Raw genomic sequence first — 22226 nt, forward strand, 5'->3', positions numbered from 1 at the left:
GCGCGTGAGCGCCGGCGGCCACGGCGGCGGCAAGCGCCGCGGCAGGAAGCACCCCGAGCACGAGGAGCACGAGAACCACGAGCGGTGGCTGGTGTCCTACGCGGACATGATGACGCTGCTCCTGGTGCTCTTCGTGGTCCTCTTCGCGATGAGCCAGGTGGACAAGGAGAAGTTCGCCGCGCTGGCCAGCGGCCTGTCGGAGGCGTTCGGCGCCCCGGTGAGCGCGCTGAGCAGCGCGGGCACGAACTCCGACGCCTCGGTCCTCGACTCCCTCGACGCCGCCGTCGACGTGCAGATCCCGCCGGCCCCCGCCGCGGAGTCCGACGTCGACGCCGCCGCCGCGCAGGCCGCCGCCCAGGAGGCCGCGAACGTCGCGGCCGAGGCGCGGGCCGAGTACGACCAGCTCGCCGCCGCGCGCGACGCCATCGACGCCGCCCTCGCGGCGGCCGGTCACGCCGGGACGGCGCGGTACGAGATCGACGAGCGCGGCCTGACCGTGCACATCGTGTCCGACCCGGTGCTGTTCGGCCCCGAGGAGGCCACGCTGCAGCCCCAGGGCCGCACCATCCTCGACGCCGTCGCCCCGACCCTGGCCGCGCTGCCCAACGACCTCGCGATCGAGGGGCACGCCAACTCGCTGCCGGTGACCCCGGGCGGGCCGTGGCCCTCCAACTGGGAGCTGTCGGCCTACCGGGCCACCACGGTGGTGCGACACCTGGCCGCCGCCGGCGTCCCGCAGGACCGGATGTCCGGGACCGGCTACTCCGACACCCGCCCGGTGGTGCCGGCGAGCGACCCGGACGCCCTGTCCCTCAACCGCCGCGTCGACGTCGTCGTGCTGTCCGACGCCTCCGCCGAGGCCCGGCAGCTCCTGCCCGGCCTCGACGCCCCCGCACAGGCCGCGCCTGCACCGGCCGCCGCCCCTGCCCAGGAAGGCACCCACGAGTGAGCACCAAGAGCAAGGCCAAGGAGAAGGAGAAGGACGCCCCGGCCGAGGGCGAGGAGGCGAAGGGCGGCGGCAGGAAGAAGCTGCTCGTCGTCGCCGCCGTCCTGCTGGTCGTCCTCGGCGCCGCGGCGTACCTCTTCCTGTTCGCCGGCGGCGAGGCCGAGGCCGAGGAACCCGAGCACGGCGGCTACACCGCGCTGGAGCCCATCGCGGTCAACCTGGCCGGCGGCGGCTACCTCAAGATCGGCATCACCCTGGAGTACACCGCGGCCGCCGCCTCCGGCGGGCACGGCAGCGGCGGCGTCGACGGCTCCAAGGCCCTCGACATCCTCATCTCCACCTACTCCCAGGCCCAGCCGGCCGACGTGACCGGCGCCCGCGAGGCCCTCAAGGAGTCCCTGGAGCACCAGATCGTCGAGGCCTACACCGAGGACGGCGTCCCGATGGTCATGCACGTCTACCTCACGGAGTACGTCACCCAGTGACGCACCAGTCCCACTCGTCCCACACTCCCCGGCTGACCGGCGGCGCCCCGCGCCGCCGGTCAGTTCGCGTCCGGGCCCCGCCGATGAGGGGACCGTGACCCGCCCCGACACCGCGACCGCGCCCGCAGGGCCCGGGCCGCAGGCGCCGGCCGGTGGCGGCCGCAGCCGGCGCGGTGCGCCCCGCACCTACGACTTCCGCCGCCCCACCAAGCTCTCCCGCGAGCACGTCCGCGTGCTGCAGATCGCCCAGGAGGCCTTCGCCCGCCAGGCGACGACGGTCCTCACCACGATGCTGCGCACCGGCGCCCGGATGGAGCTGCACGGCATCGAGCAGCACTCCTACGACGACTTCCTCGCCACGCTGCCCGACCCCTGCTTCCTGACGACGTTCACCATCGAGCCGCTCGGCGGCAAGGGCCTGCTGGCCTACCCGCTGGACATGGCGATGGCCGGCGTCGACCACATGCTCGGCGGCTCCGGCGCCGCCCACCAGCCCGAGCGGCCGATGACGGCGATGGAGACCACCATCACCACGTCGCTGCTCACCCGGCTGCTGCAGGAGTTCGCCGCCTCCTTCGCGCACGTCACCGAGCTGCAGCCGGCCATCGACGGCATCGAGTACAACCCCGCCCTCGCCCAGGCCGCGGCCGGCTCGGACACCGTGATGGTGGCCCGCTACACGATGTCGATCGGCAGCCGCGAGGGCGCCGCGTCGCTCGTGCTGCCCTTCAGCTCCTTCCAGCAGGCCCTCGACAGCGCCGCCTCCCCGCAGCTGTCGGAGTCGGCCCAGCGCACCCGGCAGCGCGCCGCCGAGCTGCTCGCCGCCCGCCTGGAGCTGGTGCCGGTCGACGTCAGCGTCCGGTTCAGCCCGCTCGAGGTGTCCTCGGAGGACCTGCTCTCCCTCACCGTCGGCGACGTGCTGCTGCTGCGCCACCCGCGGGACGCGCCGCTCGAGGTCACCACCAACGACGCCGTCTTCGCCCACGCGATCGCCAGCAACCACCGGCGCCGGCTGGCCGCCGCCATCGTCCCCGCCCCGTCCGCCGTGAAGGACCCCGCATGACCGCCACGCTCGACACCACCCAGGCCGCCACTCACGCCGCTGCAGAGACCATCACCGCCGTCGTGGTGGCCGCCGCCCGCGCCGCGGCCGCGCTCGTCCCCTCCGGCGCCGAGCTGGTCCCGGGGCCCGCGGTCACCGACCCCGACGCCGTCCCGGTCCCGCCGGCCGCGGCCGCCGCGGTCGGCGCCCGGCTCTCCGGCGAGATCACCGGCGACGTCGTCCTGGTGCTGTCGGCGGAGGTGGTCGAGGCGCTCGACAACTCCCCCGTCGGCCCGATGGACGTCGCGACCGCGCTGCGCCCCGCGCTCGAGGCCGCCGCGGCCACCCTGGGCCGGGTCCGGGTCGACGCCGAGCGCACCGAGGACCCGGTGACCGCGCTCGACGGGCTGCGCGACAAGGGCATGTTCGTCGCCGTGCCGCTGGTCGCCGGCGCGGGGCACCCCTCCGCTGACCACATCGCGACGCTCGCGCTGCAGGTCACCCTGCCGACGGCGCCGCGCACCCCGCGCAACAGCCTGGACCTGCTGCGGCACGTGGCCATGGAGGTCACCGTCGAGATCGGCCGCACCCGGATGACCGTGGGCGAGCTGCTCTCGCTGCACCCGGGCGAGGTGGTCGAGCTCGACCGCGCCGCCAGCGCCCCCGCCGACCTGCTGGTCAACGGCACCCTCATCGCGCGCGGCGAAGTCGTCGTCGTCGACGAGGACTTCGGCCTGCGGATCAGCGAGATCGTCAGCGACGCCGCCGCCGAGCTGGGGGCCGCGCAGGCATGACGTGGATGCTGATCCGGCTGGTGCTGTCGCTGGCCTTCGTCGGCGGGGTGCTGTGGTTCGCCGCGCGCCTGGCGAAGAAGCGCGGGCTGGGCTCCAGCGGCGGCCTCGTCGAGGTCGTGGCACGCCAGCGCATGGGCCGCGCCAGCACGGTCAACGTGTTGCGCATCGCCGACCGGGTGCTCGTCGTCGGCGCCACCGAGGAGCAGGTCACCCTGCTCGCCGAGCTCGACGGCGACGCCGTGGAGGCCACGCTCGCGGAGCGCGCCGCCGCCGCGCCGACGGCCGCGGGCGGCCCGGCCGTCCCGGCGCCCCGCGTCGGCGGCGCGCTGGCCGGCTCGGTCTTCGACCGGTCGGGCTGGCAGGGCTTCGTCACCCAGCTGCGCGAGCGGACGGTCCGCCGCTGATGACCGCCACCGCCCCCGCGCGCGCCCTCGCGCGCCGGGCCGCCACCCTGCTGCTGACCCTGCTCGGCTGCGCGCTCGCCGGCGTGCTGCTCGCGGGTCCGGCCGCGGCGGCGCCCACCGCGCCGACCGCCCCCACGGCACCGACCGTGCCGGCGGTCGACGGCGGGGTCGACATCTCGGTCGGCAACGGCAGCCCGAGCACCTCGATCACGCTGATCCTCGCGGTCACCGTGCTGTCGGTGGCGCCGGCGGTGCTGCTGCTGTGCACGTCGTTCACCAAGATCGTCGTCGTCCTGTCGCTGACCCGGAACGCGCTGGGCCTGCAGTCCTCGCCGCCGAACTCCGTGCTCACCGGCATCGCGCTGTTCCTGACGCTGTTCGTCATGGGGCCGGTGCTGTCCGACGTCAACGACGTCGCCGTGCAGCCGTACGTGGACGGCGCGATGACGGTCTCCCAGGCCTACGACGCCGGCGTCGTGCCGCTCAAGGAGTTCCTGCTCGACAACACCCGCGACGACGAGCTGCAGCTCATGGTCGGCCTGTCCGGGGAGGAGCAGCCCGAGGACCGCGCCGCGGTGAGCATGACGACGCTGGTCCCGGCGTTCGTCCTCTCCGAGCTCAAGAGCGCCTTCATCATCGGGCTGGTCGTGTTCATCCCGTTCCTGGTGATGGACATGCTGGTCAGCGCCGCGCTCATGTCGATGGGCATGATGATGGTGCCGCCGTCGATCGTGTCGCTGCCGTTCAAGCTGCTGTTCTTCGTGGTCGTCGACGGCTGGGCGATGATCACCACGTCCCTCGTGGGGTCGTACGGATGACCGACGCAGACGTCACCGACATCGCCGTCCAGACCATGATGGTGGCCGCGAAGGTCGCCGCCCCGGTCCTGCTCACGGCCCTGCTGGTCGGTTTCCTCATCTCGCTGTTCCAGGCGGCGACCCAGATCCAGGAACCGACGCTGTCGTTCGTCCCCAAGATGATCGCGGTGAGCATCGCCCTGCTGGTCACCGGCAACTGGGTGCTCTCCGAGCTGGTCGACTTCACCCACACCCTCTTCGACCAGCTGCCGCGCCTGCTCGGGCGGACCTGACCGTCATGGACCTCGAGGTCCCGGCGGTCACCCTCGCGGCCCTGCTGCTGGCCACCGCCCGGGCGGCCGGCTTCGTCCTGCTCGCCCCGCCGTTCACCACCCGCACCATCCCGGCGCCGGTCAAGGGGGCGCTGGCCCTGGCGCTGGCGGTCGCCCTGGTCGACCGCGTGGCGCCGGGCCTGCCCGAGCCGACCACCGGGTTCCTCGTCGTCACCGCCGTCAGCGAGGTGGCCATCGGCGCGGCGCTGGGCTTCGTCGTCCAGCTGTTCTTCACCGCGGTGCAGTTCGCCGGCGAGCTCATCGACCTCACCGGCGGCTTCTCCCTGCAGCCGGCCTACGACCCGCTGGCGATGACCACCAACTCGGTCATCGGCAAGCTGCACTACCTGCTCGCGACGACGCTGCTGTTCACCAGCGGCGGGCACCTGGTGATCGTGCGCGGGTTCGCCACCTCCTACGAGGGGCTGCCGGTCAGCGGCGGGTTCCCGGCCGGGGACGTCGGCCAGGTCGTGCTGACGGCGTTCTCGATGATGTTCCTCGCCGCGCTGCAGATCGCCGGCCCGATGGTGGCCGTGCTGCTGCTGGCCGACGTCGCCCTCGCCCTGCTGTCCCGGGCCGCCCCGGCGCTGAACATCTTCGCCATCGGCTTCCCCGTCAAGATCATGCTGACCCTCGCGCTGCTCGGGCTGACCTTCCCGCTGCTGCCGCCGGCGCTGGACGCGCTGGTGGAGCAGGCCACCCGCGCGATCGTCGGCTTCCGGAGCGGGTGAGGCCGGGTGGCCAAGGACGGACCGGGCGGTGAGAAGACCGAGAAGCCCACTCCCAAGCGCCTCAAGGAGGCGCGCAAGGAGGGGCAGATCCCGCGGACCCAGGAGCTCGGCACCTGGGCGGGCGTGGCGGCGGCGAGCGTGTTCCTGCCGGTGCTCGTCGCGAACGCCTTCGACGCCGTGGGCCGGTTGTTCGTGCGGTTCGGGTCGGTGGTCGAGCACCCGGAGCCCGACGCCGTCGGCGCGCTGCTCGGGGAGGCGCTGACGACCTTCCTCGAGACGGTGCTGCCGATGGCGCTCGCGCTCATGCTCGTCGGGGTGCTCGCCTCGGCCGCGCAGGGCGGGGTCGCGCTGGCCACCAAGGGCATGAAGCCGACGCTCAAGAAGCTCAACCCGTTCCCCGGGATGAAGCGGATGTTCGGCACCCACGGCCTGTGGGAGGCGGTCAAGGCGGTCGTCAAGACGGCGGCGCTCGGGACCGTCGTCGTCGTGACCAGCGGAAGGGCGCAGGCGCTGGTGGCGGCGTCAGGAGCGCTGCCGCTGTCGGCGGTGGTGGCGACGTTCGCCTCCTCCGCCGTGCTCATGTTCCGCGTCGTGGCGATCACCGGCCTGGTCATCGCGATCGCCGACTACGTCGTGGTGCGCAAGCAGACGATGACCAGGCTGAAGATGACCAAGTACGAGATCCAGCAGGAGCACAAGCAGTCCGAGGGCGATCCCCACGTGAAGGGCCAGCGCCGGTCGATGCAGCTGGCCCTGTCGCGCAACCGGATGATGGCCGAGGTCGCCACCGCCGACGTGCTGCTGGTCAACCCGACGCACGTCGCCGTCGCGCTGCGGTACGAGCCGGAGAAGGGCGCGCCGCGGGTGGTGGCCAAGGGCGCCGACGAGATCGCCGCGAGGCTGCGCGAGCGGGCCGCCGAGGCGCGGGTGCCGATGGTGCAGGACGTGCCGCTGGCCCGGGCGCTGCACGCCTCCTGCGAGCTCGGCCAGGAGGTGCCGCCGCAGCTGTTCACCGCCGTCGCCCGAGTGCTGGCCTTCGTCATGCAGCTCGGCGCCCGCGGCGTGCGCGGCGGCTTCCACCGGCCCGGGTTCGAGGCGCCCGACGTCGCCGGCCTGCCGCGGGCCGGCCGCCGGAGGACCCCGGTCGCCTCCTGACCCTGGGACGGCTGTGACTCGTGCGCCGTCAGCGGTCGGCCGGGCACCCCCGGCTGCCGATGGAGTGCCCGTGCGAGGGATGACCAAGGCCGCCGTGCCGATCGGCGTGGTGGCCATCGTCCTCATGCTGGTCGTGCCGCTGCCCGCCGCGGTGCTGGACCTGCTGCTGGGCCTGAACATCACCGCGTCGCTGCTGATCCTGCTCGTCGCGATGCAGATCAGGCGGCCGCTGGACTTCGCGGTCTTCCCGTCGCTGATCCTCGTCGCGACGCTGTTCCGGCTCGCCCTCAACGTCTCCTCGACGCGGCTGGTGCTCACCGACGGCTACGCCGGCAAGGTCATCGAGGCCTTCGGGCACTTCGTGATCGGCGGCTCGCTCGTCGTCGGCCTGGTGATCTTCGTGATCCTCACGATCATCCAGTTCGTCGTCATCACCAACGGCGCCGGCCGCGTGGCCGAGGTGGGCGCCCGCTTCACCCTCGACGCGATGCCCGGCAAGCAGATGGCCATCGACGCCGACCTCAACGCCGGCCTGATCAACGAGCAGCAGGCGCGCAAGCGGCGCACCGAGGTCACCGCCGAGGCCGACTTCTACGGCTCGATGGACGGCGCCTCGAAGTTCGTCAAGGGCGACGCCATCGCCGCCATCATCATCACGCTGATCAACCTCGTCGGCGGGTTCGCCGTCGGCGTCATGCAGCGCGGCATGGCGCCCGGCGACGCCGTCTCCACCTTCTCGCTGCTGACCGTCGGCGACGGCCTGGTCTCGCAGATCCCCGCGCTGCTGCTGTCGACCGCGACCGGCATCATCGTCACCCGCTCGGCGAGCGACGGCGACATGGGCAGCGACCTGCTCGCCCAGCTCGGCCGCTTCCGCCAGCCGGTGCGCATCGCCGGCGGCGGGGCGCTGGCGCTGTGCCTGATCCCCGGTCTGCCGAAGCTGCCGTTCCTCCTCATCGGCGGGCTGTTCCTGGTCATGGCCGCGCGGATGACGGAGGCCCCGGCCGAGGACGACGGCACGCCCGCGCTCACCGCCGCCGAGGAGCCCGCGCCGGACTCCCCCGAGGCGATCGCCGAGCGCATGCGGGTCGACCCGCTGGAGCTCGAGGTGGCCTTCGACCTGGTCGACCTCGTCGACTCCTCCCGCGGCGGCGACCTGCTCGACCGGGTCAAGGCGCTGCGCCGGAAGGTCGCGATGGAGACCGGCCTGGTCATCCCGCTGGTCCGCACCCGCGACAACCTCGACCTGCCCTCGTCGCAGTACGTCATCTGGCTCAACGGCGTCCCGGCGGCCAAGGGCACCTCCCCCGCCGGCACCGTGCTGGCCATCGGGGACGCCCTCGACGGCCTGCCCGGCCGGCCCACCCGCGAGCCGGTGTTCGGCCTGCCCGCCAAGTGGGTGCCGGTGGAGCTGCAGCGGCAGGCCGAGATGGCCGGCGCGACCGTCGTCGACCGCTCCTCGGTCATCACCACCCACCTGGCCGAGGTCGTCCGCCAGAACGCCGCCGAGCTGCTCGGCCGCGAGGACGTGCGGCTGCTGGTCGAGATGGTCAAGCGGACCCACCCGGTCGTCGTCGAGGAGCTCACCCCGGGGCTGCTCACCCTCGGCGAGATCCAGCGGGTGCTGCACGCGCTGCTGGCCGAGAACGTCTCCATCCGCGACCTGGTGCGCATCTTCGAGGCGCTGTCGCTGCGCGCGAAGACCTCCACCGACCTGGACGGGCTGGTCGAGGCGGTGCGCGCGGCGCTCGGCGCGGCGATCAGCCACCCCTACGTCACCCCCGACGAGCGGCTGCACGTGCTCACCCTCGACCCCGCCTTCGAGCAGCGGCTGCTGGAGGCGGTGCGGCAGGGCGACGGCGGCCAGGTGCTGGCCCTGGACGCCGGCTCGGTCGACGCGCTGGTCACCGGGTGCAGCGGGCTGCTCGAGGACGCCGAGCAGCACGGCCTGTCCCCCGTCCTCGTCTGCTCCCCCCAGGTGCGGGCCGCGCTGTCCCGCCTGGTGCGTCAGGTCCTCCCCCGCCTGCCGGTGATCTCCTACTCGGAGGTCTCCCGGACGGCCCAGATCGAGTCACTGGGAGTGGTGAACGGTGCCGTTGCCATCCGTTGAGGCGCCCACGCCCGAGGCCGCCGTCGCCGCGGCCCGCGAGCGGTACGGCAACGCGGTGCGGATCACCGGCGTGCGCCGCATCCGGTCCGGCGGCGTGCTGGGCTTCTTCGCCACCGAGCGGTTCGTCGCCGAGGTGGAGGACGTCGAGCCGGCCCGGCGCGGCCCCGCGCCGAAGTCCGAGTCGGCCCGCCGGATCGAGGCCGCGCTCAGCCGCGACCCCGGCCCGCTCGCCGACACCGGCGCGTTCCTGCGCGCCACCGAGCTGCACCGCAGCCGGCCCGCGGCGGCCCGGCCCACCGCGCGCCCGACCGTCCCCACCGAGCGCCCGACCATCCCGACCGAGCTGCCGGACCCGGTGTCCGAGCTGGCCGGCCTGCTCGGGTCCGGCGACGGCGACCCCGGCGTCGACCTGTACTCCCGGGCGTCCGTGGGCGCCACCCGCCGGCCCGCCGCCGGGACCGCCGCCTTCCGCCCGGCCGCCGCCGTCCGCACCGCTGCCCCCCGCGCGGCCGCCGGCCCGTCCGCCGCCGCGCCCTCGGCTGCCCGCCGGCCCGCCCGGGCGGCGGTCCGCCCGCCGGCCGGGCCCGCCGGTCCCTCGCCGTTCACCGCCGCGCTGGCGCAGGTCGTCGCCGGTGACCGCGAGGTCCGCGAGGCGGTCGACGACGCCGTGCGCTCGGCCGCCGCGGTGTCCGCCGCCGAGGCGCTGCGGGCGGTCCAGGCGGTCGCCGCCGCGACCGCCGAGGCCACGGACGAGGAGCTCGCGCCCCCGTCGGTGCTGCGGACCCCGGAGCCCGCTCCGGCCGCGCCCGCGATGCCGCTGGCCGCCGCCCTCGCCGCCGCCATGGCCGCGCCCGCCCGCGCCGCCGCCCCTGCCCCGGCAGCTCCGGCTCCCGCGCCGGTGCCGGAGCCGGTCGCGCCCGTCGTCGAGGTCCCCGTCGTCGCCGAGCCCGTCGTCGAGGCCCCCGTCGTCGAGGAGCCCGTCGTCGAGGAGCCCGTCGCCGAGGAGCCGCTGCCCGAGACCCTGGACGCTCCCGCGGTCCCCGGGTCCGCCGAGGAGTCCGGACCCGGTGTGGACATGTGGGCCGACCCCGTGCCCGTGTCCCGCCCCGTCGCCGTCGCCGAGCCCGTCGTCGAGGAGCCCGTCGTCGAGGAGCCGGTCGTCGAGGAGCCCGACGTCGAGGGGCCTCCGGCCGACGAGGACCCCGAGGACGCCGAGGAGTCCCTGCTCACCGAGCTGCTCGGCCCGGAGGCGGACGAGACCGCCGCCGAGGACCCCGTCGCCGTCGAGTCCGCCGTCGAGGACACGGCCACCGAGGACACGGCCACCGAGGACACCGCCGCCGAGGCGCCGACCGCCGTCGCGCCGGTGCCGGAGGACGAGCCGGTCACCGACGTGCTGCCGGCCGTCGTCGCGGAGCCGATCGAGGTGCCGGCGCCCCAGCCGGTGGCCGCCTGGGCCGACCCGGACCTCACCGGCCCGGTCACCGGGCGCGAGGAGGCCATCGCCGAGGTGCTCCGCGCGGCCCTGGCCCACGACACCCCGGACGACGCGCTCACCGACATCCTCCGCGGCGTGCTCGCCAGCGCCTCCACCCAGGGCGGCGCGCACCGCGGCCGCCCGCCGGTCCCCGCGCCCTCGCAGCGCGTGGACCAGGAGCCGGGCTGGGTCGACGCCTCGGCCGAGTCCGACGAGTGGGAGGCCGACGAGGCGGTGCTCGCGCCGACCGCCAGCGACCCCGCCCCGCTGCCGCTCGACTCCACCGCCGTCCTGCCCCCGCTGTCGCTGCTGCCGCCGCCCACCCCCGGTGCCGAGCTGGCCGTGCCGCGGCTGCTCGGGCGCCCGCCGGTGCCGCCGGCGCGCCGCCTGCCGCCGGTGCCCGGTCAGGCCGTCGCCCGCGTCGCCGCCCCGGCGCTGGGCCTGGCGACCGTGACCCGCCTGCCCGTCGACGCCCGCGCCGCCCGCGGGTGGACGCCGGCCCGCGTCGTCGTGCCGTCGGTGCGCGAGGCCGGTGCGGTGGCGCCGGGCCGCGGCTGGGTCGACCCGCGGATGGTCGAGGCCGCCGGCACGGTCGCCCGCCTGCGCGCGCTCGGCGTGCCGGTGGATCTGCTCGGCGGGGGCTTCCCCGCCGAGGTCGCGCGGTCCGGCACCTACGCGGCGCTGACCCGGGCGCTCGGCGCGGCGCTGCCCGCGGCGCCGTCGGCCCCGGCCGGTGCCGGGGAGGTGCTGCTGGTCGTCGGCCCCGGCGTCGAGACCCTCGCCGCCGCGCGCTCGCTGGCCGCCGGCATGCGGCTCGACGGCGACCGGCTGCAGTGGGCCACCCGCGGCGACCTCGCCGCGCTCGCGCCCGAGTCCAGCCGGATCACCTCGGTCGACACCGCGATCGCGCGCAAGCAGGAGGCCGCCGCCGCGGGGACGCCGACCGTCGTCGCGGTGGACGCCCCGATGCGCGCCGGGGGCCGGACGTGGCTCGAGCAGGTCATGGCGATCTTCTCGCCGGTCGCCGTCTGGGCCGTCGTCGAGGCGACCCGCAAGCCCGAGGACGTCGGCCCGTGGCTGGACGCCCTGCCCCGCGTCGACGCGCTCGTCGTCCAGGACTCCGACCTGACCGCCGACCCCGCCGCCGTGCTGGGCCGGACGACGGTGCCGGTGGCCCTCCTCGACGGCGTGCGGGCGACCGCGCACCGCTGGGCGTCGCTGCTGTGCGAGCGGCTGGAGACCGCTGAGGCATGAGCCCGCTGCGCTGGGACGTCCTCACGGCGGGGTTCGTGCTGGCCCTGCCGGTGCTCGCGCTGTACCTGCGCGGCGACTTCACGCTCGACGACGTCGCCACCCGGCTGCCCTGGTGCCTGCTCGCCGGCTGGGGCGCCGTCGCGCTGCTGCGCTACGCCGCGACGCCGCGGACCCGCCCGGCCCCGCAGCGCGCGTCCCGGACGCCGGCACTCCCGGACGAGGACCCCACCCCCGCCGCCTGACCCCGCTCCTGGGACGTTGTCCGGACCACTGGGGCCCTGCAGCACCCCGGTACCGCGAGGACCACCCCAGGAGCGGCCGTCCACAGGTAGGGCGTCGTCCACGACCGGGTCCGGTGAGCCCTGCCGGACGAGTGAGGACGCCACGGTCGCCCGGTGACCGACGTACCGCCCCGCCTCCTCCTCCGCCGCGACGCGCTCGACGAGGGCTTCACCGACGACGAGCTGGGCCGCCTGGCCCGGCGCCGGGAGTGGACCCGCCTGCGCCGAGGCGCCTACCTCGACGGCGCCGCACCGGACGCCGCGGCCGCCCGCCACCGCCTCCTGGTGACGGCGACACTCGGCCAGCTCCGGCGGCCGGCCGTCGTCAGCCACCAGTCGGCGGCGGTCCTGCTCGGCATGCCGCTCTGGGGTGTACCGCTGGGCCGGGTGCACGTCACCCGGCGACCGCCCGCGTGGAACGACGCCGGCCGCGTCCTGTTCGTCCACGTCGGAGGCCTGGACGACGACGAGGTCGTGGAGGTCGGCGGCGTTGCCGTCACCTCGCCGGCCCGGACCGCCGTCGACCTCGCTCGTGCGGTGCCGTTCGAGCCGGCCGTCGTCGTGCTCGACGCAGCACTGCACGCCGGACTCTGCACCGAGGCCACACTGACCGACGCCCTGGGACGGTGCCGCGGGCGGCCGGGCGCCCGGTCGGCCGGCCGCGCCGTCCGGTTCGCCGACGGCCGCAGCGAGAGCGTCGGGGAGAGCCGCAGCCGGGTGGTCCTGCACGCACTGGGTCTGGACCCCAGCGGCCTGCAGTTCCCGGTGCGGACGGCGGAGGACGTCCTGCTCGGCCGCACCGACTTCGTGTGGGAGGACCGCCGCGTGGTCGGCGAGTTCGACGGGCAGGTCAAGTACGGGCGGCTGCTCCGGCCGGGCCAGCACCCGGGCGACGCCGTGTTCGAGGAGAAGCGCCGGGAGGACGCCATCCGCGGCGAGGGCTGGGGAGTGGTCCGCTGGACCTGGGACGACGTGCAGGACCGGATCCTCCTGGGGGCACGGGTCCGGCGAGCACTAGTCCGCGGCGGAAGGTGAGCCCTCCTGGGGTGTTCTTCGCGCTCGAGGGGTGCTGCAGGACCCCAGGAGGACGAGGAACGCCCCAGGAGGGCCGCGCGGTCAGAGCTCGAGGTCCTCCAGCATCTCGGTGACCAGGGCGGCGATCGGCGAGCGCTCGGACCGGGTCAGCGTCACGTGGGCGAACAGCGGGTGCCCCTTCAGCTGCTCGACCACCGCGGCGACGCCGTCGTGCCGGCCGACCCGCAGGTTGTCCCGCTGCGCGACGTCGTGGGTGAGCACCACCCGCGACCCGCTGCCCAGCCGCGACAGCACGGTGAGCAGCACGCCGCGCTCGAGCGACTGCGCCTCGTCGACGATCACGAACGAGTCGTGCAGTGAGCGGCCGCGGATGTGGGTCAGCGGCAGCACCTCGATGAGGTCGCGCGCGGCGATCTCGTCGAGGACGTCCGTGGACACCAGCGCGCCGAGGGTGTCGTAGACCGCCTGCGCCCAGGGCGACATCTTCTCGCCCTCGCTGCCGGGCAGGTACCCGAGCTCCTGCCCGCCGACGGCGTACAGCGGCCGGAAGATCACGACCTTCCTGTGCGCCCGCCGCTCCATCACCGACTCCAGCCCCGCGCACAGCGCCAGCGCCGACTTGCCGGTGCCCGCCCGCCCGCCGAGCGAGACGATGCCGATCTCGGGGTCCAGCAGCAGGTCCAGTGCCACCCGCTGCTCGGCCGAGCGCCCGTGCAGCCCGAACGCCTCGCGGTCACCGCGCACCAGCCGCACCTGCTTGTCCGGGGTCACCCGTCCCAGCGCCGACCCGCGCGAGCTCAGCAGCACCAGCCCGGTGTGCGCGGGCAGCTCCGCGGCCGCCGGCACGTACACCTCGCCGGTGTCGTAGAGGCCCGACAGCTCGGCGTCGTCCAGCGACAGCTCGGCCATGCCGGTCCAGCCCTCGTCGACGGAGTCCAGCGCGCGGTACTCGTCGGTCTCCAGGCCGACGGCGGCCGCCTTGACCCGCAGCGGCACGTCCTTGGTGACCAGGCAGACGTCGCGGCCCTCGGCCCGCAGGTTCAGCGCGACCACCATGATCCGGCTGTCGTTGCTGTCGTTGCGGAAGCCGGCGGGGAGCACCGCGGCGTCGCTGTGGTTGAGCTCGACGTGCAGCGTGCCGCCGTCCTCCCCCACCGGCACCGGCGCGTCGAGCCGGCCGTGGGTGACCCGCAGGTCGTCGAGCAGCCGCAGCGCCTGGCGGGCGAACCAGCCGAGCTCCGGGTGGTGCCGCTTGTCCTCGAGCTCCCCGATGACGACCAGCGGGAGCACCACGTCGGCGTCGCCGAAGCGCAGCAGCGCGCGGGGGTCGGACAGCAGGACGGAGGTGTCGAGGACGTACGTGCGGCGAGTGGTCACGGGTCGTCTCCCCTGGGGCGCGAGACCGCGCCCCGCCTCGAAGGTGGCCGGGCCCCGGCGCAGGGGCCGGGCACCGGCCCCCCTGGTCGACGAGAACGTCAGCACCAACCGGGCCTCCCGTGGACGGCGGGGCGGGCCCGTCGTCCACCCCGGACGCTAGAGGCACGGACCGACAGGAGCGCGCGGTCACAGCGCGCCGAAACGCACTGTTCACCCGATGGGGTCCCACCCGTACCGCCCGTCCCGGCGACGGCCGGGCGCGCACGGCTCAGTACTGCTCGCGTCCCCGCGCGTCCGGCGGCCGGGGCAGCGGGCGCGACGCCGGGAGCTCCCACGTGGGCGGCGGCCCGCCGCGCTCCGGCGCCTCCCAGGTCTCCGGCCGCCGTCCCCGCCGCGGCCGCGCAGCCGCTGCCGCCCACAGCGCCGGCACCAGCAGGACCGGCCACTGGACGGCGAGGTCGCCGATCCACAGCAGGCCCGCGAGCAGGAGCGCGAACAGCCATCCCGCCGTCCACAGGCCGAGGGCGCGGGCCTCCCGGGGGTCGCGGCGGGACACCGGTCAGGCGTCCGAGAGCTCGGCGGTGACGACGGTGGGGGTCAGCGGCTCGTCGAGCAGGCGCACGAAGCGGTCGGCGACGTCCTGGCCGGCCGGGCGGGCGCCGAGCCAGCGGTGCAGCAGGTCGTAGCCCTCGACGTAGGTGGTGATGTACGCCCGCCACAGCGGGTGGGTGAGGAACCGCAGCTGCTGGCGGGCCCGGTCGGGGCTGACCAGCGACCAGCGCTGGATGTAGGCGGCGACCTCGTCGGCGTCGGCCCCGCGGTCGTGCAGGAGCACGGCGGCGTCCTGGCGCACCCGGTTCAGCGGCGCGGCGGCCGCGGCGATCCGCTCGGCGAGGTGCCCGTCGAAGCGCAGCCCCAGGTCGCCGAGCACCTCGGCCGACCACGGCCCCCAGCCGTCGCCGACGGCGGCGTCGACGCCCAGGTCGGCCAGCCCCTCGGCCATCAGGCACTCGGGGGTGTTGACGAGGAACACCGTGTGCTCGAGGTGGCCGGCCCGCTCGACCAGCCCGCGCTCCTTGCGGCAGTGCTCGGTGTGGTGGCCGGGGTAGGACTCGTGCGCCACCAGGTGCACCAGCTGGCTGAGCCGGTGCGGCAGGTCGGCGTTGATCGCCACCCGGGAGCGGTAGTCGCCCTCGTAGTAGTTGAAGCCCGACCACGGCTTGTCGGTGACCACCTCGTAGCGCACCGTCTCGGCCTCGGGCAGCCCGTAGCGGCCGCGCACCCGGTCGCGCAGCGCGCTGGACAGCGCGTGCACCGCGGCCTCCAGCCGCTGCGGCGGGCACTCCTCGCGACGGCGGTGCGCGGCGTAGCGCTCGGCCAGCGACCCCTCGCCGGGCAGCAGCGCGTCCAGCTCGGCGTGCGCGGCGGCGTAGGCGGCCGGGTCGCCGAGGGTGAGGTCGACCTGGAAGTAGCCGCGGACCTCGTCGAGGAAGCCCACCGGCTCCCCGCTCATCTTCCGGGCGCTGCACTCCAGGCCGGTGAGCTGGCCGCGCAGGAACGCGGCGCGGTCGGCCGGGAGCACGGTCGAGTCCAGCTCCTGCAGCAGCGCCCGGGCCTGGGCGCGCAGCCCCTGCGGCGTCGGGGCCGGCTCGCTCTCGACCTCGGCGCGGATCCGCTTCTCGCCGGTGTAGGCGTCGACGAACCCGGACTCCAACCGGTCGAACCGCAGCCCCAGCCGCACGTACTCGAGGGGGACGTCGACCGCGCCGAGTGCCATGGGCCCGAGTCTGTCACCCACCGAAACGGCGGTGCCGCGCCGCGTAGGCCCGCAGCGCCCGCAGGAAGTCCACCCGCCGGAAGTCGGGCCAGTAGACGTCGGTGAAGTAGAACTCCGAGTGCGCCGTCTGCCAGAGCAGGAAGCCCGACAGCCGCTGCTCGCCGCTGGTGCGGATGACCAGGTCCGGGTCGGGCTGACCGCGGGTGTAGAGGTGCTCGGCGATGTGCTCGACGTCGAGCACCTCGACCAGCTCGTCCAGCGACGTCCCCCGGCTCGCGTGCTCGGCCAGCAGCGAGCGGACGGCGTCGGCGATCTCCCGGCGGCCGCCGTAGCCGACGGCGAGGTTCACCGTCGCGCCCGGCCGGTCGCGGGTGGTCTCCTCGGCCTCCTTGAGGACGGTGACCGTCTCCGGCGGCAACAGTCCCAGCGCGCCGACCGGGTGCAGCTGCCACCGGCGGTCGGGCGCCGACAGGTCCTCGACGACGCCCTCGATGATCCGCAGCAGCGGCGTGAGCTCGGGCTCGGGCCGGGACAGGTTGTCGGTGGAGAGCAGGAAGAGGGTGACCACCTCCACGCCGGCCTCGTCGCACCAGGCGAGGAACGAGGCGATGCGGTCGGCGCCGCGGCGGTGGCCGGCGTTCGGGTCGAGCAGCCCGGTGGCGCGCGCCCAGCGGCGGTTGCCGTCGATGATCGCGCCCACGTGCCGGGGGACGTCGGCGCCCACCAGCTGCCGGGCCAGGCGACGCTCGTACATCTGCGTCAGGACGTCGCGGACCCACTGACGCGCCCCCACGGGGCCACACCCTAGGCGCCCGGGGACGCCGCCGTTCCGCTGCCTCCCGCCCGCGCGCCGCCCCTCCGGGGCGCTGCCGGGGAACTCACAGGTCGCTGGCGCTGCGGCCCCACCTACGCCTCCGTAACCTCGGGTGTGTGACCTCTGCTCCCGACGAACTCGAGCCGGTCCGGGTGGTGGCCGACGGGGCCGAGATCGAGGCCCCGCGCGGCCCCGCCCTCGCCACCGTCCTCGAGGAGGACGAGCGGGTCGAGCGGACCTGGACCGCCGCGGACTTCGCCGACGGCGACTGGGAGCACCCCGACACGCGACCGCGGATGCGCGGGTGGCTGCACCTGTTCGCCTTCTTCGGCGCGATCGTCGCCGGCGCCGTCCTCGTGCCGCTGGGCTCGGTGCTCGGCGCCCGCGCCGGCTTCTCGGTCGCCGTCTACTGCCTGACCATCTGCGGCCTGTTCGGCATCAGCGCGCTCTACCACCGCCGGCGCTGGTCACCGCGCGGCTGGAAGGTCATGAAGCGGCTCGACCACTCGATGATCTTCCTGTTCATCGCGGGCACGTACACGCCGTTCTCGCTGCTCGCCGTCGACCAGCCGCTGGGCTACTGGGTCCTCGGCGGCGTCTGGGCCGGCGCGCTGGCCGGCGTCTGCCTCAAGCTCACCTGGCCGACGGCACCGCGCTGGGTGGGCGTGCCGCTCTACGTGGGCCTGGGCTGGGTCGCCGTCTTCATCCTCACCGACATCCTGCACATCGCGGGCGTGACCTCGCTGGTGCTGCTGGCGGCCGGCGGCGTGCTCTACACCGTCGGCGGCGTCGCCTACGCGATCAAGAAGCCGAACCCGTGGCCGGGCGTCTTCGGCTACCACGAGGTCTTCCACGCGATGACCGTCGTGGCCGCGATCTGCCACTACATCGCCGTCTACTTCGCGATGTACAACAGCCCCTTCGTCTGAGCGCCGGTCAGCTGAACGGCGGCCGCCCGTCCCACCGGGTCGAGGCCCGGCCCGCCGCGCGCCAGGCGCGGGCGACGACGTCGCGGTCGGCCTCGGTGACCAGGTTGCCCATCACCCGCAGCGCCACGGTCATCAGCGACCGGGACCGCATCCCGACCGGGCCCGCCGAGGGCAGGAAGCGGGGCACCGTGAGCAGCCCGGCGAGCCGCCGGGCGATCGAGAAGGCCTCGCCGTAGTGACGGCGCAGCGTCGCCGGCCAGGCGCACGACCAGTCGTCCTCGGCCAGCAGGTCGACGACGGCGCGCCCGGTCTCGAGGCCGTAGTCGATGCCCTCGCCGTTGAGCGGGTTCACGCAGCCGGCGGCGTCACCGACCAGCGCCCAGTTCCGGCCGGCGACACCGGAGACGGCGCCGCCCATGGGCAGCAGCGCGGACGCGACGTCGCGGACCGGCCCGTCGAGCTGCCACTCCTCGCGCCGTGACCCGGCGTAGAACTCCAGCAGCGACTTCAGCTGCACCCCGGCGGGCCGCCGCGCCGTCGCCAGGGTCCCGACGCCGAGGTTGACCTCACCGGCGGCGGCACCCAGCGGGAAGACCCAGCCGTACCCGGACAGCAGCTCGCCCTCCTCGCCGCGCAGCTCGAGGTGGGAGGAGATCCACTCGTCGTCGCTGCGGCCGGAGCGGACGTAGCTGCGTGCGGCGACGCCGTAGGCGGTGTCGCGGTGCCACTCCCGGCCGAGCACCCGGCCCAGCGGCGAGCGCACGCCGTCGGCGACGACCAGCCGGCGGCAGGCGACGCTCACCCGGCTGTCGTCGGCGAGCTCGAACACCACCGCGCGGACCCGGTCGCCCTCGCGCTCCACGTCGACCGCCCGCGCACCGTCGACCGGGACCGCCCCCGAGCCGAGCGCCACCTCCCGGATCCGGGCGTCGAGCTCGGTGCGCGGCACCGCGCCGCCGTGGTCGGGGAAGGCGCCACCCGGCCAGGGCAGCTCCCACACCTGCCCGAACCCGGCGGCGCGCAGGCCGCGGTTGCGGGCGTGTCCGCGCACCCAGTCGCCGAGGCCGAGGTGGTCGAGCTCGGCGATGGCGCGGGGGGTCAGCCCGTCGCCGCAGGTCTTGTCGCGCGGGAAGACGGCGGCGTCGGCGAGCAGCACGTCGTGACCGGCGCGCGCGGCCCACGCGGCCGCCGCCGAGCCCGCCGGCCCGGCCCCCACCACGAGGACGTCGGTCGCGGCGGGGACGGCGGCAGCTGCTGGCACGCCCTCCAGTGTCCCTGCTCCGCGCCGGCCTCCCTGCCGGGTCCCGCCGCGAGCTCGCGAGGGGCGGGGGGCAGGGAGGCCCTCCAACCGAACAGGGGGAACCCGGGCGGCGGCGGTCCCCAGCGCGGCGCGGTCGGCGTCGGACAGCGGCCCCCGGCCGGCGGCCACGAGCACCGCCGCGGCGGCCTCGGCGTGGCCGCGCTGCACCGCCGCGGAGCCGCCGTGCAGGCCGGCCGCCGCGCGGGTGGCCCACGGGCCGTCCTCGTCGTCGGGCGCCGGCGGGCGCCACGAGCGCCAGTGGTCCACCGCGGTCGACCCCGGCGGGCCGGCCCCCGGGGTCGCCCGCGCGACCCGCGCCCGGCGGGCGTCCTGCGGCAGGTGGTGGGTCAGTCGACCACCGCCCGGCCGGTGCAGCCGGTCGGCGCCCACCGCTCGGCACGGGTGAGCGTGAGCAGCACCCGGGTGAGGTCCTCGTACGCCGTGTGCAGCAGCTCCCGCGGGCTCGCCCCACCAGCCTGGCAGGGCTCACAGCTCCGGGCCGCGCGCCCGGACCTCCTCCACCGAGGCCATGGCGTCGCGCAGCTCGGTCAGCCAGGCGTCGGCGTGCTGCCCGACCAGGCGCACGGCCCAGACCAGCGCCTCCGAGCGGGAGCGGGCGACGCCGGCGTCGACGAGCGTGTCGAGCACCAGCCGCTCGGGCTGGCGGAGCCGGGTCATCACCGGCACCGAGGCGTTGGTGAACACCTCGCGGACGTCGCCGCACGAGGCGCCCCAGGCCACCGAGCGGCCGTAGCGCTCCTGGGCGGCGTCGGCGATGGCCATCCGCTGGCCGCGGGTGTCCTCGCGGAAGCGGGCGATGCGGCCGGCGCGGGCGGCGGTGGGGTCGCCCTCGCCGGCGTCGGGCTCGGCGAGCGGGCCGACGACGGTGATCTCGTCCCGGTCGACGGTGATCTCGGCCGGCCCGGTGAACCAGCCGTCGGGCAGCCGCCCGGCGAACCAGCCGGCGACCTCGGCGCGGTCGACCGGCGGGGTGTCGCCCCCGCGGCCGCCCGGGCCGCGGCGGCGCCAGCCGGGGGCGCCCATGCGGGCGAAGGGTGAGTCGGCGAAGCGGTGGTGGTGTCCGTGCACGACGGCCTCCTCCAGTGAGGTGCTTACGTGATTACACGGTAAGACCGCCGGGCGGGGTCAGGAAGGGGCCATCGCTGCGCTGAGAGCGGACACGTCCGTGACCGGCGCGGAGCAGACGAAGCCCCGGCACACGTATGCGGCGGGGCGCCCGCCGACGGGCGGCCGGTCGGCCAGCAGCGGCACCCCGGGGGTGTCCGGCTCCCCCACCACGACGACGGCGCCCGGGCTGGCCGAGCCCCGCGCGGCCGCGGCGAGCGCGTCCCGCTCGGGCCCGGCCGGGCCGCTGACGGCGACCTCGAGCGGCCCGGCCAGCAGTGCCTCCCCCACCGCCGCGGCCCAGCCCGCCGCCCGCGGCGCCCGGCGCACCAGCACGCCGAGCTGCCCGGTCGCGGCCTCGCCGAGCTCGCGGTGCCGCGGCGACCCGGCCAGCGCCGCGTAGGTGACGAACGCACCGGCGGCCGCGGCGACCCCGGCCGGCGTCGGCCCGTCGGCAGGGTCGAACGGGCGGTGCACCAGCGCCTCGGCGTCGGCGGCGGTGTCGTGCCACCCGTCGGCGTCGAGGAACTGCTCCGCGACGACGTCGAGCAGGTCACCGGCCCAGTCCAGCCACCGGCCCTCCCCGGTCGCCTGGTGCAGCGCGAGCAACCCCTCGGCGAGGTCGCCGTGGTCCTCGAGCACCCCGGCCGGCGTCCCGGCGACGCCGTCCCGCGAGGCCCGCCGCAGCCGCCCGCCCACCCAGTGGACGTCCGCGAGGAGCTCCGCCGGGCGGCGGGCGGCGTCCACCGACGCGGGGGTGCCGGTGAGGACGCCGTGCTCGGCCAGCGCGGCGACGGCCAGCCCGTTCCAGGCGGTGACCACCTTGTCGTCGCGGGCGGGCTGCGGGCGCCGGGCGCGGGCGGCGAGCAGCCGCTCGCGCACGGAGGCGAAGCGGGCGGGGTCATCGGGATCACGAGGCAGCTGCAGCGTGGAGGTGCCGTGCTCGAACGTGCCGCGCCCGGTCACCGCGAACAGCTCTGCGGCCCAGCGGCCGTCGTCGTCGCCGAGCACCTCGGTGAGCTGGGCCGGCGTCCACACGTAGGTCAGGCCCTCGACGCCGTCGGTGTCGGCGTCCAGCGCGCTGGCGAAGCCGCCCTCGGGCGTGCCGAGGTCGCGGACGAGGAAGGCGGCGGTCGCGTCGGCCACGCGCCGCGCCCACTCCTCGCCGGTGGCCCGCCACAGGTGCAGGTAGACGCGCAGGAGCAGGGCGTTGTCGTAGAGCATCTTCTCGAAGTGCGGCACCACCCAGCGCTCGTCGACCGAGTAGCGGGCGAAGCCGCCGGCCAGCTGGTCGTGGATGCCGCCGCGGGCCATCGCCTCCAGCGTGCGGCGGGCCACCTCCAGCGAGCGCGCGTCCCCGCTGCGGGCGGCGTGCCGCAGCAGGAACTCCAGCAGCATCGACGGCGGGAACTTCGGGGCGCCGCCGAACCCGCCATGCCGGTCGTCGTGGTCGGCGGCGACCGCGGCCGCGGCGCCGTCGAGGTCGGCGGCCGACAGCGGCGTGGGCGGCCCGAGGTCCAGGCGGCGGGAGATGCCCTCCGCGATCCGGGTGCCGGCCTCCTCGAGCTGGTCGCGGCGCTGCGTCCAGGCCTCGGAGACGGCGGTGAGCACCTGCCGGAACGCCGGCACGCCGCCGGCGGGGCGCGGCGGGTAGTAGGTGCCGCAGTAGAACGGCCGCCCGTCGGGGGTGGTGAAGACCGTCATCGGCCAGCCGCCGGAGCCGGTGAGCGCCTGGGTGGCGGTCATGTAGACGCTGTCGACGTCGGGCCGCTCCTCCCGGTCGACCTTGACGCACACGAACCCGGCGTTCATCTGCGCCGCGGTCGCCTCGTCCTCGAACGACTCGTGCGCCATCACGTGGCACCAGTGGCAGGCGGCGTACCCGACGCTCACCAGCACCGGGACGTCCCGCTCGCGCGCCTCGGCGAAGGCCTCCTCGCCCCACTCGCGCCAGTCGACCGGGTTGTCCGCGTGCTGCAGCAGGTAGGGGCTGGTCGCGGCGGCGAGGCGGTTCGGCACGGTCCGGGGATACCCATCGTCACCCGGCGGCAACGGGAAGGC

21 protein-coding genes are annotated in these 22226 nt (G+C 75.8%); 14 read left to right on the top strand and 7 right to left on the bottom strand.

The annotated features are described in order from the left end of the window. Positions 1-4 precede the first annotated feature (4 nt). From ACI79Z_RS17080 to ACI79Z_RS17140, 13 genes are all read left to right on the top strand, one after another. The gene (locus ACI79Z_RS17080; protein WP_387987857.1) at positions 5-949 is read left to right on the top strand and encodes a flagellar motor protein MotB; all 945 of its coding nucleotides are present in this window, start codon (positions 5-7) and stop codon (positions 947-949) included. After that, on the top strand, positions 946-1431 hold the full coding sequence (locus tag ACI79Z_RS17085; protein ID WP_456903320.1) for a flagellar basal body-associated FliL family protein: 486 nt from the start codon (positions 946-948) through the stop codon (positions 1429-1431). The genes ACI79Z_RS17080 and ACI79Z_RS17085 overlap by 4 nt, the downstream gene beginning before the upstream one ends. 94 nt (positions 1432-1525) lie before the next feature. Then, positions 1526-2494: a flagellar motor switch protein FliM gene (locus ACI79Z_RS17090; protein WP_387987859.1), complete on the top strand. Its 969-nt coding sequence runs from the start codon at positions 1526-1528 to the stop codon at positions 2492-2494. After that, complete coding sequence (gene fliN / locus ACI79Z_RS17095; RefSeq protein WP_387987860.1) at positions 2491-3267, top strand: flagellar motor switch protein FliN; 777 nt, start codon at positions 2491-2493, stop codon at positions 3265-3267. Before ACI79Z_RS17090 ends, fliN begins: the two co-directional genes overlap by 4 nt. Continuing rightward, positions 3264-3671, top strand: coding sequence for a FliO/MopB family protein (locus ACI79Z_RS17100; protein ID WP_456903321.1), 408 nt, complete (start codon positions 3264-3266; stop codon positions 3669-3671). The genes fliN and ACI79Z_RS17100 overlap by 4 nt, the downstream gene beginning before the upstream one ends. Beyond that, positions 3671-4489 (top strand): flagellar type III secretion system pore protein FliP, encoded by an 819-nt coding sequence (gene fliP / locus ACI79Z_RS17105; RefSeq protein WP_387987862.1) that lies wholly within the window; start codon positions 3671-3673, stop codon positions 4487-4489. Before ACI79Z_RS17100 ends, fliP begins: the two co-directional genes overlap by 1 nt. Then, the gene (gene fliQ / locus ACI79Z_RS17110; protein ID WP_387987863.1) at positions 4486-4761 is read left to right on the top strand and encodes a flagellar biosynthesis protein FliQ; all 276 of its coding nucleotides are present in this window, start codon (positions 4486-4488) and stop codon (positions 4759-4761) included. The genes fliP and fliQ overlap by 4 nt, the downstream gene beginning before the upstream one ends. Positions 4762-4766: 5 nt before the next feature. Next, positions 4767-5531, top strand: a complete 765-nt coding sequence (gene fliR, locus ACI79Z_RS17115; protein WP_387987864.1) for a flagellar biosynthetic protein FliR — start codon at positions 4767-4769, stop codon at positions 5529-5531. A gap of 6 nt (positions 5532-5537) precedes the next feature. Further along, positions 5538-6686, top strand: coding sequence for an EscU/YscU/HrcU family type III secretion system export apparatus switch protein (locus ACI79Z_RS17120; protein ID WP_456903322.1), 1149 nt, complete (start codon positions 5538-5540; stop codon positions 6684-6686). Between the two features lie 79 nt (positions 6687-6765). Then, the gene (gene flhA, locus ACI79Z_RS17125; RefSeq protein ID WP_456903323.1) at positions 6766-8796 is read left to right on the top strand and encodes a flagellar biosynthesis protein FlhA; all 2031 of its coding nucleotides are present in this window, start codon (positions 6766-6768) and stop codon (positions 8794-8796) included. Further along, positions 8783-11527, top strand: coding sequence for a hypothetical protein (locus ACI79Z_RS17130; RefSeq protein WP_456903324.1), 2745 nt, complete (start codon positions 8783-8785; stop codon positions 11525-11527). Before flhA ends, ACI79Z_RS17130 begins: the two co-directional genes overlap by 14 nt. After that, positions 11524-11769, top strand: a complete 246-nt coding sequence (locus ACI79Z_RS17135; protein ID WP_387987868.1) for a hypothetical protein — start codon at positions 11524-11526, stop codon at positions 11767-11769. The genes ACI79Z_RS17130 and ACI79Z_RS17135 overlap by 4 nt, the downstream gene beginning before the upstream one ends. A gap of 153 nt (positions 11770-11922) precedes the next feature. Beyond that, positions 11923-12843, top strand: coding sequence for a hypothetical protein (locus ACI79Z_RS17140; protein ID WP_387987869.1), 921 nt, complete (start codon positions 11923-11925; stop codon positions 12841-12843). A gap of 81 nt (positions 12844-12924) precedes the next feature. Here the strand turns inward: ACI79Z_RS17140 and ACI79Z_RS17145 are convergent, their stop codons facing one another. The 4 genes from ACI79Z_RS17145 to ACI79Z_RS17160 form a co-directional block, all read right to left on the bottom strand. Beyond that, positions 12925-14220, bottom strand: a complete 1296-nt coding sequence (locus ACI79Z_RS17145) for a PhoH family protein (protein WP_387987870.1) — start codon at positions 14218-14220, stop codon at positions 12925-12927. 268 nt (positions 14221-14488) lie between these two features. Beyond that, complete coding sequence (locus tag ACI79Z_RS17150; protein ID WP_456903325.1) at positions 14489-14776, bottom strand: hypothetical protein; 288 nt, start codon at positions 14774-14776, stop codon at positions 14489-14491. A 3-nt stretch (positions 14777-14779) separates the two neighbouring features. Continuing rightward, complete coding sequence (locus tag ACI79Z_RS17155) at positions 14780-15997, bottom strand: DUF885 domain-containing protein (protein WP_456903326.1); 1218 nt, start codon at positions 15995-15997, stop codon at positions 14780-14782. A 13-nt stretch (positions 15998-16010) separates the two neighbouring features. Further along, positions 16011-16790, bottom strand: a complete 780-nt coding sequence (locus ACI79Z_RS17160) for an isoprenyl transferase (protein ID WP_387987873.1) — start codon at positions 16788-16790, stop codon at positions 16011-16013. 137 nt (positions 16791-16927) lie between these two features. Between ACI79Z_RS17160 and trhA the strand changes: the two genes are divergently transcribed. Then, complete coding sequence (gene trhA / locus ACI79Z_RS17165) at positions 16928-17740, top strand: PAQR family membrane homeostasis protein TrhA (RefSeq protein WP_387987874.1); 813 nt, start codon at positions 16928-16930, stop codon at positions 17738-17740. 7 nt (positions 17741-17747) lie between these two features. On the opposite strand, the gene ACI79Z_RS17170 is transcribed toward trhA, so the two are convergent. The 3 genes from ACI79Z_RS17170 to ACI79Z_RS17180 all read right to left on the bottom strand — a co-directional run bounded on the left by ACI79Z_RS17170 (position 17748) and on the right by ACI79Z_RS17180 (position 22184). Next, on the bottom strand, positions 17748-19430 hold the full coding sequence (locus ACI79Z_RS17170; protein ID WP_456903327.1) for a geranylgeranyl reductase family protein: 1683 nt from the start codon (positions 19428-19430) through the stop codon (positions 17748-17750). Between the two features lie 96 nt (positions 19431-19526). Further along, on the bottom strand, positions 19527-20129 hold the full coding sequence (locus ACI79Z_RS17175) for a hypothetical protein (RefSeq protein WP_387987876.1): 603 nt from the start codon (positions 20127-20129) through the stop codon (positions 19527-19529). A 57-nt stretch (positions 20130-20186) separates the two neighbouring features. Beyond that, the gene (locus tag ACI79Z_RS17180) at positions 20187-22184 is read right to left on the bottom strand and encodes a thioredoxin domain-containing protein (protein WP_456903328.1); all 1998 of its coding nucleotides are present in this window, start codon (positions 22182-22184) and stop codon (positions 20187-20189) included. Positions 22185-22226: the final 42 nt, after the last annotated feature.

The organism is Geodermatophilus sp. SYSU D00663, from assembly GCF_054050655.1.

Excerpts from the sequence above, each read along its gene's own strand:
- flhA (WP_456903323.1), top strand. The coding sequence starts at position 6,766 with ATGACCAAGGCCGCCGTGCCGATCGGCGTGGTGGCCATCGTCCTCATG.
- ACI79Z_RS17155 (WP_456903326.1), bottom strand. The coding sequence starts at position 15,997 with ATGGCACTCGGCGCGGTCGACGTCCCCCTCGAGTACGTGCGGCTGGGG.
- fliN (WP_387987860.1), top strand. The coding sequence starts at position 2,491 with ATGACCGCCACGCTCGACACCACCCAGGCCGCCACTCACGCCGCTGCA.
- fliQ (WP_387987863.1), top strand. The coding sequence starts at position 4,486 with ATGACCGACGCAGACGTCACCGACATCGCCGTCCAGACCATGATGGTG.
- ACI79Z_RS17135 (WP_387987868.1), top strand. The coding sequence starts at position 11,524 with ATGAGCCCGCTGCGCTGGGACGTCCTCACGGCGGGGTTCGTGCTGGCC.
- fliR (WP_387987864.1), top strand. The coding sequence starts at position 4,767 with ATGGACCTCGAGGTCCCGGCGGTCACCCTCGCGGCCCTGCTGCTGGCC.
- ACI79Z_RS17100 (WP_456903321.1), top strand. The coding sequence starts at position 3,264 with ATGACGTGGATGCTGATCCGGCTGGTGCTGTCGCTGGCCTTCGTCGGC.
- fliP (WP_387987862.1), top strand. The coding sequence starts at position 3,671 with ATGACCGCCACCGCCCCCGCGCGCGCCCTCGCGCGCCGGGCCGCCACC.